This is a genomic window from Serratia sp. CY38905 (genome assembly GCF_052168875.1).
Classification (GTDB): Bacteria; Pseudomonadota; Gammaproteobacteria; order Enterobacterales; family Enterobacteriaceae; genus Serratia; species Serratia sarumanii.
In genome coordinates this window covers 823540-836639 of record NZ_JBJNLV010000001.1, presented here as the reverse complement: position 1 = coordinate 836639, position 13100 = coordinate 823540, and the positions used below count along the sequence as shown (strand labels likewise).

General features: G+C 62.4%; 11 protein-coding genes. 10 read left to right on the top strand and 1 reads right to left on the bottom strand.

Annotation, left to right across the window (positions count from 1 at the left end):
- Positions 1 to 110: 110 nt before the first annotated feature.
- Positions 111 to 1214, top strand: coding sequence for a suppressor of fused domain protein (locus ACJ8MK_RS04190; protein WP_308333083.1), 1104 nt, complete (start codon positions 111 to 113; stop codon positions 1212 to 1214).
- 29 nt (positions 1215 to 1243) lie between these two features.
- Positions 1244 to 1771 (top strand): cysteine hydrolase family protein, encoded by a 528-nt coding sequence (locus ACJ8MK_RS04185; RefSeq protein ID WP_060426465.1) that lies wholly within the window; start codon positions 1244 to 1246, stop codon positions 1769 to 1771.
- A gap of 33 nt (positions 1772 to 1804) precedes the next feature.
- On the opposite strand, the gene ACJ8MK_RS04180 is transcribed toward ACJ8MK_RS04185, so the two are convergent.
- Positions 1805 to 2680 carry an NAD(P)-dependent oxidoreductase gene (locus ACJ8MK_RS04180; RefSeq protein ID WP_033653447.1) on the bottom strand — a complete coding sequence of 292 codons (876 nt, stop codon included), beginning with the start codon at positions 2678 to 2680 and terminating at the stop codon, positions 1805 to 1807.
- 278 nt (positions 2681 to 2958) lie between these two features.
- Between ACJ8MK_RS04180 and trpS the strand changes: the two genes are divergently transcribed.
- From trpS to atzF, 8 genes are all read left to right on the top strand, one after another.
- Positions 2959 to 3966, top strand: a complete 1008-nt coding sequence (gene trpS, locus ACJ8MK_RS04175) for a tryptophan--tRNA ligase (protein WP_442517525.1) — start codon at positions 2959 to 2961, stop codon at positions 3964 to 3966.
- 117 nt (positions 3967 to 4083) lie between these two features.
- On the top strand, positions 4084 to 4917 hold the full coding sequence (gene phnC, locus ACJ8MK_RS04170) for a phosphonate ABC transporter ATP-binding protein (protein ID WP_033642325.1): 834 nt from the start codon (positions 4084 to 4086) through the stop codon (positions 4915 to 4917).
- A gap of 41 nt (positions 4918 to 4958) precedes the next feature.
- Positions 4959 to 5891 carry a phosphonate ABC transporter substrate-binding protein gene (gene phnD, locus ACJ8MK_RS04165; protein WP_025302014.1) on the top strand — a complete coding sequence of 311 codons (933 nt, stop codon included), beginning with the start codon at positions 4959 to 4961 and terminating at the stop codon, positions 5889 to 5891.
- Positions 5892 to 5969: 78 nt separating this feature from the next.
- Positions 5970 to 6833: a phosphonate ABC transporter, permease protein PhnE gene (gene phnE, locus ACJ8MK_RS04160; protein WP_033637590.1), complete on the top strand. Its 864-nt coding sequence runs from the start codon at positions 5970 to 5972 to the stop codon at positions 6831 to 6833.
- Positions 6830 to 7729 (top strand): phosphonate ABC transporter, permease protein PhnE, encoded by a 900-nt coding sequence (gene phnE, locus ACJ8MK_RS04155; RefSeq protein ID WP_033637591.1) that lies wholly within the window; start codon positions 6830 to 6832, stop codon positions 7727 to 7729. The genes phnE (ACJ8MK_RS04160) and phnE (ACJ8MK_RS04155) overlap by 4 nt, the downstream gene beginning before the upstream one ends.
- A gap of 108 nt (positions 7730 to 7837) precedes the next feature.
- Positions 7838 to 8302, top strand: a complete 465-nt coding sequence (locus ACJ8MK_RS04150) for a DUF1456 family protein (protein WP_004939471.1) — start codon at positions 7838 to 7840, stop codon at positions 8300 to 8302.
- A 177-nt stretch (positions 8303 to 8479) separates the two neighbouring features.
- Positions 8480 to 11047: a putative mucin/carbohydrate-binding domain-containing protein gene (locus ACJ8MK_RS04145; RefSeq protein ID WP_442517524.1), complete on the top strand. Its 2568-nt coding sequence runs from the start codon at positions 8480 to 8482 to the stop codon at positions 11045 to 11047.
- A 223-nt stretch (positions 11048 to 11270) separates the two neighbouring features.
- Complete coding sequence (gene atzF, locus ACJ8MK_RS04140; RefSeq protein WP_033653444.1) at positions 11271 to 13100, top strand: allophanate hydrolase; 1830 nt, start codon at positions 11271 to 11273, stop codon at positions 13098 to 13100.

The following is a 13100-nucleotide window of genomic DNA, read 5'->3' as shown; positions in this document are numbered from 1 at the left end:
GACTTTTACGGGTGATCCGGCCAGTAATGCGTTTTACACTTGGGGGCAAAACCACATTCCATTTTTAGCGCGCAGCCGATTCTGCCGCGCCCTGACCCTATTGAGGTGATATGAACGAGTCATACGTACTTGCTGAAGTCAGCAATGAGAACCAGACGCTGGTTGCGGTGGTTCAGCAAGGGAGCAGGGCAGCCTATTTTTATATCTATCCCGCCGAAGCCTACAGCGATCGCTATCAGGTGCGCGCCTGCTGGCTGCGCAACCTGGCCGCCGCGCCGCTGCAGGAAGATCGCGCCGCGCTGGAACAAGGGCAGCCGCCGATGCTGGCGGCGGAGTATTGCCGCAACCTGGAAGGCGAAGCGCCGCTGAACCCGGAAGGGCTGATGGTGGTGTGGAGCGAAAGCGACGACGGCGCGGCCCTGTGGTATTACGGCCAACTGCTGGCGGTGATCCCCGGTTGGAGCCTGTATATCGACCATTCGGTGTGCTATTCCGCCAGCTGCATCAAGGAGAGCCCGCTGGCCTATCCGCTCGGCTCGGCCTCGACCAACACCCAGTATGCGCAGGCGGAGAGCACCCGCCAGTTCTGGCGCAGCTGGCAGCGTGAAGAGGGCAACCCGTGGCCGAAGATGCAGCGCGATTTTCAGGCGCGCTATGAGCCGCATTTCGGCCCTTCGGTGAAGTACTACGCCATCGATCAGGGCAAGTGGCCGCCGATGGCCATCACCCAGCACGAGCGCGACGGCATCTATTACTTCCTCACCATGGGGGTCAGCATCCGGCCGATGCCGTGGGTGGAGATCCTGTTCAACGACGAGGCTTCGCGCTATCGCCGTATGGAGATGGCGATCGCCATCGACAGCCAATACATGACCGAAGACAACGCGGTGCAGATGGCCAGCGCGCTGGCCGGTTTCGCGCATGCGCCGTGGGCGCGGCTGACCTGGATCGGCGAAGGGCATACGCTGGAGTCGGACGTGGCGCCGCTGGGCTACGAGGGCTATATTTTATCGTCGTCCTTCTACCCGCATAACGCGCATCTGGCTCTGCCGCAGCAGTACGGCGATCCGGTGAACCTGTTTTGGGCCAGCCCGGTGTTTACCGCCGAGCGGCAGCTGGCGCACGCCACGCCGAACGGCGGGCACGATCTGGTGAACCGGCTGCGCGAGCAGGGCGTCGACCATATTTTCCGCCCGCGCCAGCCGGTGTGCTGACGCCACTTATCTTCTCTTCGGGAGCCGCCATGACCAGCGCGCTGTTGATTATCGATGTGCAGGAAGGATTGTTTACGCCGCCGCCGGCGGATGCCGCGGGCACCGTTGCGCGTATCAACCAACTGAGCGAGCGCGCCCGCCGGGCGGGCGTGCCGGTTGTCGTGATTCAGCACCACACGCCGGACGACGAACTGCCGCACGGCAGCGCCGCCTGGCAAGTGCTTGCGGCGCTGAAGGTGGCGCCGGGCGATCATCGGGTGGATAAAACCACGCCGGACTCGTTCCTGCGCACCTCACTGGGTGCGTTACTGATTGCCAACGGCGTATCGCAGCTGGTGGTTTGCGGCTACTCCACGCCGTTTTGCATCGATACCACGGTGCGCAGCGCGGCGGCGCACGGCTATCCGGTGACGCTGGCGGCTGATGCCCACACCTGCCACGACAAACCCTATGCCGACGGTCTGCTGATCCGCACCCACCATAACGAGACGCTGTCGAATATCGACAGCTTCGGCGTGCCGATCCGTGCCGTGCCCACGGCGGACATCGTGTTCTGAGAACGGAAAAATGGGGGCTAACGCCCCCGTTCGTTATTTCAGGCCCGCCCGCCGCGCCGCCACCTTGGCCAGCGCCGCCCAGTCCAGATCCGCATCCCCCTGCGCCATCGCGTCGAGGAAGTTGTCTTTCAGCACCCCGGCGAACGGCATCGGCGTATGGCTGTCGGCGCCGGCGGCCAGCGCCAGCCCGACGTCCTTCAGCCCCAGCGCCAGCCGGAACCCGGCGGGGGAATACTTCTCGGCGGCGATCAGCGCGCCATAGCCCTGATAGGCCGGGGCGGCGAAGACGGTGCCGCCCAGCATCTGCAGGTAGTCGGCGCCGGACACGCCGTAGTTGCGCACCAGCGCGCTGCCTTCCGCCATCGCTTCAATGGCGCTGGCCAGCGTAAAGTTGGTGGCGATTTTGACCACGTTGGCCTGCGCCGGATCGGCGCCGAAGTGCCAGGTTTTCTGGCCGAGGGCATCGAACAGCGGCTGCGCTTGCTTCAGCCGCTCGCTATCGCCGGCCGCCAGAATATTCAGCTTGCCGGCGGCGGCCACGTCGACCCGCCCCAGCACCGGCGCGGCGAGATAGCCGATGCCGTGTTCCGCATGCAGCGCCGTCAAACGCTTGGCGAGTTCGACCGAGATGGTCGCCATATTGATATGCAGCGCGCCCGGTTTCATCCGTTGCAGCAACCCGCTGTCGACCACCACCTGTTGCGTGGCGGCATCGTCTGCCAGCATGGTGATCAGCACGTCGGCATCGGCCAGCTGTTCCGGCCGTTCTGCCTGCTGCGCGCCGGCGCTCACCAGCGGCTGCGCCGCCTGCGGCGAGCGGTTCCATACCGTTAAGGTGAAGCCCGCCTGCAACAGGTTGGCCGCCATGGCGCTGCCCATCCCACCCAGTCCGGCAAATCCGATCTTCATCATGCGCTCCTTTTTCAGGTTGAAGGTTTTACCCTAGCGCGCCAGGGCAGGAACGCAAATGCCGGAGTGTAACGCCGTCTTACGCGCTATTGACGCGTTGCCGCTGCGGGTATACCTTGATGCCATGAATATATCGATGCACTCCACCCACAATCAGTCATGGTGGCGCCTCTTCTGAGGCGGCACGAGTATTCACATCTCTTATTAATGCCGCCGGTTTGGCGGCATTATTTTTTGTGGCGTTGATCCGGCGGTCCAAGGACTTCAGGAGCACTGTCATGAGCTACACCATTCTTACCGGCGATCGCGCCACCGGCCCACTGCATTTAGGCCACTTCGTCGGCTCGCTGCGCCAGCGCGTGGAACTGCAGCACCAGCATAACCAAACGGTGATGGTGGCGGATCTGCAAGGTCTGACCGACAACGGTAACAACCCGCAAAAAATCAGCGCCAACGTGCTCAACGTGGTGGCCGACTATCTGGCGGTGGGCATCGATCCGCATAAGACCACGATCTGCCTGCAGTCGGCGCTGCCGGCGTTGGCCGAGCTGACGATGTACTACCTTAATCTGGTCAGCGTGGCGCGGCTGGAGCGCAACCCGACGGTGAAAAACGAAATCGCCGAGAAGGATTTCGCCCGCAGTTTGCCGGCCGGTTTTTTGATCTATCCGGTCAGCCAGGCGGCGGACATCACCGCCTTTGGCGCCACCCACGTGCCGGTCGGTGAGGATCAGCTGCCGATGCTGGAGCAAACCAATGAGATCGTGCGGCGTTTCAACCACATCGTCGGCCAACCGATATTAACGGAGTGCCAGCCGCTGTTGAGCAACGTCGGGCGTCTGCCGGGGCTGGACGGGCAGGGCAAGATGTCGAAATCGCGCGGCAACGCCATCCAGCTTGGCGCCGGCGCCGACGAGGTGCACAAGGCGGTGATGAGCATGTTCACCGACCCCGGCCATCTCAACGTCAGCGATCCCGGCCGGGTGGAGGGCAACATGGTGTTCACCTACCTGGACGCCTTCTGCGAAGACGCCGCGCTGGTGGCGGATCTGAAGGCGCATTACCGCCGCGGCGGGTTGGGGGACGTGAAAATCAAACGGCTGCTGGAGGATTGCCTGCAGAGCCTGCTTGAGCCGATCCGCACCCGCCGCGCCGAATTCATCGCCGATAAAGGCGAGCTGACGCGCATCCTGCAGCACGGCACCCGCCGCGCGCATCAGGTCAGCCAGCAGACGCTGCAACAGGTCAAGAAGGCGCTGGGGCTGGACTTCTTCACCCTGGCGTGAGGCGAACGCCGGGGCGGCACGCGTCACGCCCCGGCCATAAAACCATCATCCCACTGTCATAAACTTATCCGTTAATAGGTGCCCATAATGATTAGCCACTGAAACCAGAGAAATCATATGGCTCAGGCACTGTTAAAATTGGCACAGCACGACTTTCCAGGGCAGCACGCCGCCGCATCCCGCAAAGTATTATCGGTAAAGGGACTCGGCAAGGCCTACAAAGCGCAGCAGCGCGTGCTGGATGACATCAATTTCGATCTGCACGCCGGCGAATTCGTGGCGGTGATCGGCCGCTCCGGCGCGGGCAAGTCCACGCTGCTGCACACCCTGAACGGCACCATTCCTTCCAGCTGCGGTGAGATGCTGCACTTCGAAGACGATGGCGCGGCGCAGGATATCGCCCAGTTGGCCGGCCGCCAGATGCGCCAGTGGCGCGCGCGCTGCGGCATGATCTTCCAGGACTTCTGCCTGGTGCCGCGGCTGGACGTGATGACCAACGTGCTGCTGGGCCGCCTGAGCCACACTTCCACTCTGAAATCCTTCTTCAAACTGTTCGATGACGCCGACCGCGCTCGCGCCATCGAGCTGTTGCAGTGGCTCAACATGCTGCCGCATGCGCTGCAGCGCGCCGAGCACCTCTCCGGCGGCCAAATGCAGCGCGTCGCCATCTGCCGCGCGCTGATGCAAAACCCGCAAATCCTGCTGGCCGATGAGCCGGTGGCGTCGCTCGATCCGAAAAACACCCGCCGCATCATGGACGCGCTGCAAAAAATCAGCGAAGACGGCATCGCGGTGATGGTGAACCTGCACTCGGTCGAACTGGTGAAAGAGTATTGCTCGCGGGTGATCGGCATCGCCCACGGGAAGATCGTGTTTGACGGGCATCCTTCGCAACTGAACGAACGGATCCTGCACCAGCTGTATGGCGAAGAAGCCAATCAGATCCATTGAAGCACTTTTGACCTTTACCCTTTACACACAAGGCACACCTAATGAAAAAAGTATTGAGTCTGACCACCCTGATGGCCGGCGCGATGATGGTATTTAATGCTGCCGCAGCGGATGCGCCGAAAGAGCTGAACCTGGGCATTCTCGGCGGCCAGAACGCCACCCAGCAGATCGGCGATAACCAGTGCGTGAAGCAGTTCCTGGACAAAGAGCTGAACGTCGATACCAAGCTGCGCAACTCGTCCGACTATTCCGGCGTGATCCAGGGCCTGCTGGGCGGCAAGATTGACCTGGTGCTGAGCATGTCGCCGTCGTCGTTCGCCTCGGTCTACATCAAGGATCCGAAAGCGGTGGACATCGTCGGCATCGCGGTCGACGACGTCGACCAGTCGCGCGGCTACCACTCGGTGGTGGTGGTGAAGGCCGGCAGCCCCTACCAGAAACTGGAAGATCTGAAGGGCAAGGCCATCGGCTTCGCCGATCCGGATTCCACCTCCGGCTTCCTGATCCCGAACCAGGCGTTTAAAAAGCTGTTCGGCGGCACGGTTGACAACAAATACAACAACACCTTCTCCAGCGTCACCTTCTCCGGCGGCCACGAGCAGGACATCCTCGGCGTGCTGAACGGCCAGTTCGAAGGCGCGGTGACCTGGGCGTCGATGATCGGCGACTACAACACCGGCTACACCAGCGGCGCGTTCACCCGCATGATCCGCATGGATCATCCGGACCTGATGAAGCAGATCCGCATCATCTGGCAGTCGCCGCTGATCCCGAACGGCCCGATCCTGGTGAGCAACTCGCTGCCGGCCGACTTCAAGGCCAAAGTGGTCACCGCCATCAAGAAGCTGGATAAAGACGATCACCAGTGCTTTATCAAAGCGATGGGCGGCAAGCAGCACATCGGCGACACCACCCTGGCGGAATACCAGACCATCATCGATATGAAGCGCGAGCTGACCAAAGGCGACCGTTAATTCCCGGCTGCCCTGGCCGTTCGAATGAAGGGGTTCAGCGTGCTGAGCCCCTTGTTCCATAAAGATGGAAGACCTCTTTTGAATACCGATTTCGCACATTATTACCAACGGATCCGCAGCAAGCAAAAGCGCGAAGCGCTGCTGTGGTCGCTCGGGCTGGTGGCGCTGTACCTGGGCGCCGGCAACCTCGCCGAGTTCAATCTGCACACCGTTTGGGTGTCTATTCCGCACTTCTTCGACTACCTGGCCGAAACCATTCCGACGCTGCACTGGCCTCTGCTGTTCGCCGACGGGCGCACCGAGGGCTCGCTGGCCTACTGGGGTTACCGCCTGAATATCCAGCTGCCGCTGATCTGGGAGACCCTGCAGCTGGCGCTGGCGGCGACCATTTTCTCGGTGCTGGTGGCGACCGTGCTGGCGTTTCTGGCGGCCGGCAACACCTATACCCCGGCTTCGGTGCGGCTGGCGATCCGCACGCTGGTGGCGTTTTTGCGCACCATGCCGGAGCTGGCGTGGGCGGTGATGTTCGTGATGGCGTTCGGCATCGGCGCCATTCCCGGCTTCCTGGCGCTGGCGCTGCACACTATCGGCAGCCTGACCAAGCTGTTCTACGAATCGATCGAAACCGCCTCCAACAAACCGGTGCGCGGGCTGGCGGCCTGCGGCGCCACGCCGCTGCAGCGCATGCGTTTCGGCCTGTGGCCGCAGGTGAAACCGGTGTTTCTTTCCTACAGCTTCATGCGGCTGGAGATCAACTTCCGCCAGTCGACCATTTTGGGGCTGGTGGGGGCGGGCGGCATCGGCCAGGAGCTGATGACCAACATTAAACTCGACCGCTACGATCAGGTCAGCATGACGCTGCTGTTGATTATCGTGGTGGTTTCCGTGCTCGACTACGTGTCGGGCGAGCTGCGCAAGCGCGTGGTGGAGGGGGCAAAATGATAGCGGGCACTCCGGCGTCGGCGGAAACGCTGCGCCAGTTGAAACAGCAGCATCCGGCGATCTTCGCGCAGCAGGGGCGCTACCTGCGCACCGTCGGCCTGATAGCATTGGCGATCGTGCTGTACTACGTGTTCTTCTTCCTGGTGTTCGGCATTACCTGGCCGCAGTTTATCAACGGCTGCCAGCAGCTGGGGCGCTATTTCCTGCGCATGTTCGTCTGGCACGACTTCGTCAACTGGCCGTTCATGTACTACTTCCAGCAGATCGGCATCACCATCGCCATCGTGTTCGCCGGCACCATTACCGCGTCGCTGATCGCGCTGCCGCTGTCGTTCTTCGCCGCGCGCAACGTGATGTCGACGCCGCTGCTGCGGCCGATCTCCGTGCTGGTGCGCCGCTTGCTGGACGTGCTGCGCGGCATCGACATGGCGATCTGGGGACTTATCTTCGTGCGCGCCGTCGGCATGGGGCCGCTGGCCGGGGTGTTGGCGATCGTGATGCAGGACGTCGGGCTGCTGGGCAAACTGTACGCCGAAGGGCACGAGGCGGTGGACAAGTCCCCCAGCCGTGGCCTGACGGCGGTAGGCGCCAACGGGTTGCAGAAGCACCGCTACGGCATCTTCACTCAATCGTTCCCCACCTTCCTGGCGCTCAGCCTGTACCAGATCGAGTCCAACACCCGCTCTGCGGCGGTGCTGGGCTTCGTCGGCGCCGGCGGCATCGGCCTGGTGTACGCGGAGAACATGCGGCTGTGGAACTGGGACGTGGTGATGTTCATCACCCTGATCCTGGTGGTGGTGGTGATGATCATGGATAAGGTCTCGTCGATGCTGCGCAACAAGTACATCATCGGCGAAGACATCCCGCTGTATCAGCAAAAAAGCCAAATCGATTGAGAAACCCCTTGCCGATCCCTATACTGCCGCACATTCAAGGTGTGTGGCAGTCATTTCGTTTCGCAATGTGCGCACGTCCCCGTTAGACAAATAAGGCAATGCAATCCCATGATGAACAACGACGTGCTGCGCAGCGTGCGCTATATGCTGAGCATTAACAACGCCAAAATGGTCGAGATTATCAAACTGGACGATTTCGAGGTGGCGGTGTCGGCGATGGACGCTTACGTGATCAAAGAAGGCGAGCCGGGCTACGAGAAGTGCCCGGACGAAGTGATGGCGCACTTCCTCAACGGCCTGGTGTTCTTCAAGCGCGGCAAGGACGACAAGTTCCCTGCGCCGGCGGTTGAGCTGCCGATCACCAATAACCTGGTGCTGAAAAAGCTGCGCGTGGCGTTTGAGCTGAAAGACACCGATATGCACCAGATCTTCACCGCGGTGGACTTCCGTATCTCCAAGCCGGAGCTGAGCGCGCTGTTCCGCAAAGAAGGCACCAAGAACTACCGCCCGTGCGGCGATCAGATGCTGCGCTACTTCCTCAAAGGGCTGGCACAGCGCGTTCGCGGCGAGTAACGCGCAGCGTTCACCGAACATCGGGCGCAATCGCAAGGTTGCGCTTTTTTTTTTGCCGCTCTCCCGCCCGCCGTTGTTGTACTGGCTCTCAGCCATCCGCCATCGATGGTGGACGGGCCGCCCCTCCGGTTACTTTCTCATGGTCAATTCAATCCCCCAAACCATGAGGAAAGCAGGATGCCAACCATCACGAAAACCCAATCACTTTACACGTTGACCCGGCCGGTCTGGCTGGATGCGGCAGGCATGAGCAAGGGCATCGACCACGATCGTCAGCACCTGGGCATCATTCTCGCCGCCGGGCAGGTGCTGCGAGTGCGGCAGACCAACGCGGCGTTTACCGGCAAGCTCACGCTGCGCTTGCTGAATGACGACAGCAAAACGGAGGCTGAATTCAGCGTCGGCGCGAGCTGGGTCGAGGCCCAGGTCAATGCCGTCTCGGTGCCGTTCATCGATACGCCGTACGGGCAGGGCGAACCGGCGCTGGAGTTCGAATATCCGGACACGGCGAAAGCGCTGCCGGTTTATCGCCGCGGCGAAAACGAAGCCGCATTTTTCGCCCGCTGGGACGATCGGGACGCCGAGTTTGCGCTGGTCGATGCGGAATACGCGGTATTGCTGGTGCCGAAAATCAGTAAACCGGCGCTGAAGTCGCTGGGCGAAGCGAAAAACATCGACGGGCTGATCGCCTACTATGACCGCATTTTCACCTTCTACAATGCGCTGACCGGCGTCTCGTTCGAGGCCGAACACGAATCCGATCGCAATATTCGCAACCGCTACTTTATGAAGGCCGATAAACACGGCGCCGGCGCCGCGTATTACGGCGGGCGCTGGACGGCGGAAACCAGCAACTCGGTCAGCAGCTTCTGGCTGACGCCGAAAGACAGCAACTGGGGCAGCCTGCATGAGATTGCGCACGGCTATCAGGGGCACTTTATGGGCGACAAATATTTCTCCACCGGTGAGATGTGGAACAATATTTACGCCGCTTGCTATCAGGACGTGATGCTGGGAGAGCGCAAATACCAGGAAGGGTGGCTGTATAACTACGGCAACGCGGCCGGCGTCGAGAAGAAAATCGTCGATCTGATCGCTCAGGGCACGCCGCTCAACCAGTGGGATCTGCGCTCCAAGCTGTTCTTCGCGATGCTGATGGTCGACAAGGCAGGCAAGAACGCCTTCACGCACTTTAACCAGCAGTATCGCCAAAGCTGCAATACGCCGGGCTTCGTGCCGTCCGAACATGCCTTGCTGGATCTGCTGTCGGCAAGCTTCGCTGCGGCCGGCGAGCAAATCGACGTGACGCCGTTCGTCGAGCTGACCGGCGGCGTGATCACCCAAACGCAGCGCGATCTCAACGCGTTCAGCCACGCCAAGGCGGTGTACCCACTCTATCAACTGGTGGATGCGCAGAGTTTGCCGGCGGTGCAGGCACAGCTGAAGCTGGATTCCTCCCTGCGCCTGGTCGATTCCTCTCAGCTCAAGGCGAGCGGCCTGAAAGGCGATGTCGCCCTGAGTCTGGATATCGATGACTTTGCGCAGATCTACGGTGAGGATCTGGTGCTGATGGAAGGGGCGCGCTATGCCCACAAGGTCCGTATCGACGCGCCGACCCTGGCCCTGAATGCGTTGCCGATCGGCGTGTACACCCTGCGGTTACCGACCGGCAAGGATCGCAAATATCGGCCAACGGCGGGTTACCTGACGGTGAAGCAGGGGAAAAACGCGGTAACGCTTCGCTTCGAACGCAAAGCCGCTTCGCCGATCGTTTCACAGGAGATCGCTCTGTTGGGCCTGAGCGATGCGGTCTTCGCCACCGTGGTCGTCGATCGCGCCAAGGGCGCAGTGGTGGTTGACGTGACCAGTACCACGCCGCATTCCTACTTCCCCGGTGAAACCTATGCCCGGGTGACGCTGCGCGATCGGCAGGGCGCGGTGCGCTTCACTAAGGAGATTCAGGGCACTCAGGCTACGTTAAGTCATGACGAGCTGCCGTTTGCCGAGGGCGATGACATCGAGATTTACCATGTGGAGCCGAGCCGGGTGCGCTTGAATCCGGCGGCGGCCGGCGTCATCGACAACAAAAACAAAACCAACGTGCTGCGTATCGAAAAAAGCGGGCTGAAAAATCCGGCGTTGCCCGGCGATCCCGAGCAAGCGCTGCTGGCGCGCCTGGAACAGGCGGCGCAGCGTTTGCGCCGCCTGCTGCCGGCCTACTACGCGCCGTCGTCGTCGTTCAAGGACGATATTTATCTGGCGATCGGCGCCTTCGCCGAGCCGCAGCGCGAGTCGCTGTTGGCGACCTACCGGGATTGCCTGCCCGCCGACAATACGCCGCCGGACGCTAACGTCGGCAATGCGTTTACCGTGGTTTGCAAAGGGATCGGCGATCGCCAGTTTCTGACCGGCGCCGTCGATCTGGTGAAGAAAACCGTGACCGTGACGCTGGCGGCGGGGATTGCCCACCACTACTTTTCCGACAGCTACGCCTTCCTCAGCGTGACGGATGCGGACGGTAACACCTTGCTCAGCTACGACGTCATCGGCAGCCAAAATCAGCCGGCTAAAACCTGGGTGCTGCCGCTGTCGGGGTACGGCGGTGAGGTGATCCACCTGCGGCATGAAGAGCCGGACAACCGTCTGGCGATCGTCAACGAGATGCAGCACGTGCGGTTGGCGGAGAAGGGCAAGCAACAGACCTACTGCATTACCTCGATCGGTTTGAAACGTATCAACGACTGATCCACATCCCCCTCCCGGGGCGGCGAGCGTCGTCGCCCCGGTTTTCCTCTGCATCATCCCCTTATTGCACTCTTTTTGTTCTCCCGCTGCGCGCCATTGGTGCAGCCCATTCGCCGCCGTCGTCATAAGTTTTAATTATAATTTATTGAAATCATGAGATTAAAAATTGGCACGCCGGTTGCTCTGTTGAATCCCATCTTGTGTACCAGATGGAATTCAGCCGATGAGCGACCCTGTTGAAACGTGCGGTTTTACCCTCAGTGAATGGCAGCACCATTATCAAACCCGTCCGGCGGGCGAGCGCCTCGCCTGCGTCAGCGCCACGATCGAAGCGCTGGTCGCCGATTTGGATTCAGACGACAACGCCTGGCTGTATCTCGCCACCCCGGCGCAGCGCGAGCGGCAGTATCGGCAACTGGCACAGAGGCTCGAAGCAGTCGCCGGCGATCTCAGCCGCCTGCCGCTGTTCGGCGTGCCCTTCGCCATCAAAGACAATATCGACGTCGGCGGCTGGCCGACCAGCGCCGCCTGCCCGGCGTTCACCTATCAGGCCGCGGCGGACGCCACCGTGGTCGCCAACCTGCGCGCCGCCGGGGCGATCGCCCTCGGTAAAACCAATCTCGACCAGTTCGCTACCGGGTTGGTGGGCACCCGCTCACCCTATGGCGCAGTGGTCAACAGCTTCGACAGCCGCTACGTCAGCGGCGGCTCCAGTTCCGGCTCCGCTTCGGTGGTGGCGCGCGGCCTGGTGCCGTTCGCGCTGGGCACCGACACCGCCGGTTCGGGGCGCGTGCCCGCCGGGTTCAACAACATCGTCGGGCTGAAGCCGACCAAAGGGCGGTTGTCCAACCGCGGCGTGGTGCCGGCCTGCCGGTTGAACGATACGGTGTCGGTCTTCGCGCTGACGGTGGCCGATGCCGCGCAGGTGGCGGAACTGGCGAGCGGCTTTGACCCGGCAGACCCGTATTCCCGCCCAGATCCGCATACCGCGCCGGCGGATATCCCCGCCGCGCCGCGTTTTGCCGTTCCCGCCCAGCTGGAGTTTTTCGGTGACGTGCAGGCCGAGCGGGCGTTTCACCGCGCATTGGCGCAGCTGCAGGCGGGCGGAGCCACGCTGGAGCCCCTCGATTTCGCGCCGTTTCGCACCCTGGCGGAGCAGCTGTATTACGGCCCCTGGGTGGCGGAGCGCACCGTGGCGATTGAGCAGGTGCTGGAAGCGAACCCGCAGGCTATCGACCCGGTGGTGCGCGGCATCGTCGGCAACGGCCTGGGCTACAGCGCCTGCGACGCCTACAAGGCGGAATACCTGCGTGCCGAATTGGCGCGGCAGATCGCTCAGCGGCTGGCGCCGTTCGACGCGCTGGTGGTGCCGACCGCGCCCACTATTCGCACCCTGGCGGAGATGGCGCAGGAGCCGGTGCTGTTCAATTCGCAGTTCGGCACTTACACCAATTTCACCAACCTGGCCGATCTGAGCGCGCTGGCGCTGCCGGGGCCGCTGCGCGAAGACGGGCTGCCGGCGGGCATCACCCTGATTGCGCCCGCCTGGCATGACCGGGCGCTGGCGGCGTTTGGCCTGCGCTGGCAACGGCAAAGCGCCTTGCCGCTCGGCGCAACCGGCCGGGCATTGCCGCCGCAGCCCGCGCCGGCGCCGTCTTCGGGACACGTGCGTCTGGCGGTAGTGGGCGCTCACCTCAGCGGTATGCCGCTCAACGTCCAGCTGACGCAGCGCGACGCGGTGCGGGTGGAGCAAACCGTCACCGCCCCCTGTTACCGCCTGTACGCGCTGGCCGATACCGAGCCGCCGAAGCCGGGGCTGGCGCGCGCGGCGCAGGGAGCGGCGATCCGTCTTGAGCTGTGGGACATTCCGCTGGCCCGTTTCGGCGAGTTTGTGGCGGAAATTCCGGCGCCCTTGGGTATCGGCACGCTGCTGCTGGCGGACGGCCGGCGGGTGAAGGGGTTTATCTGCGAAGCCTGGGCGCTGGAAGGCGCCACGGATATTACCGAGTTTGGCGGCTGGCGCGACTATCTCGCCGGCGTTAAGGGGGCATGA

Bases quoted from the DNA above. Each gene is read 5' to 3' on its own strand.
- ACJ8MK_RS04190 (WP_308333083.1), top strand. From the start codon at position 111: ATGAACGAGTCATACGTACTTGCTGAAGTCAGCAATGAGAACCAGACG.
- trpS (WP_442517525.1), top strand. From the start codon at position 2,959: ATGAGCTACACCATTCTTACCGGCGATCGCGCCACCGGCCCACTGCAT.
- ACJ8MK_RS04185 (WP_060426465.1), top strand. From the start codon at position 1,244: ATGACCAGCGCGCTGTTGATTATCGATGTGCAGGAAGGATTGTTTACG.
- ACJ8MK_RS04180 (WP_033653447.1), bottom strand. From the start codon at position 2,680: ATGAAGATCGGATTTGCCGGACTGGGTGGGATGGGCAGCGCCATGGCG.
- phnC (WP_033642325.1), top strand. From the start codon at position 4,084: ATGGCTCAGGCACTGTTAAAATTGGCACAGCACGACTTTCCAGGGCAG.
- ACJ8MK_RS04150 (WP_004939471.1), top strand. From the start codon at position 7,838: ATGATGAACAACGACGTGCTGCGCAGCGTGCGCTATATGCTGAGCATT.
- phnD (WP_025302014.1), top strand. From the start codon at position 4,959: ATGAAAAAAGTATTGAGTCTGACCACCCTGATGGCCGGCGCGATGATG.
- phnE (WP_033637591.1), top strand. From the start codon at position 6,830: ATGATAGCGGGCACTCCGGCGTCGGCGGAAACGCTGCGCCAGTTGAAA.
- ACJ8MK_RS04145 (WP_442517524.1), top strand. From the start codon at position 8,480: ATGCCAACCATCACGAAAACCCAATCACTTTACACGTTGACCCGGCCG.
- atzF (WP_033653444.1), top strand. From the start codon at position 11,271: ATGAGCGACCCTGTTGAAACGTGCGGTTTTACCCTCAGTGAATGGCAG.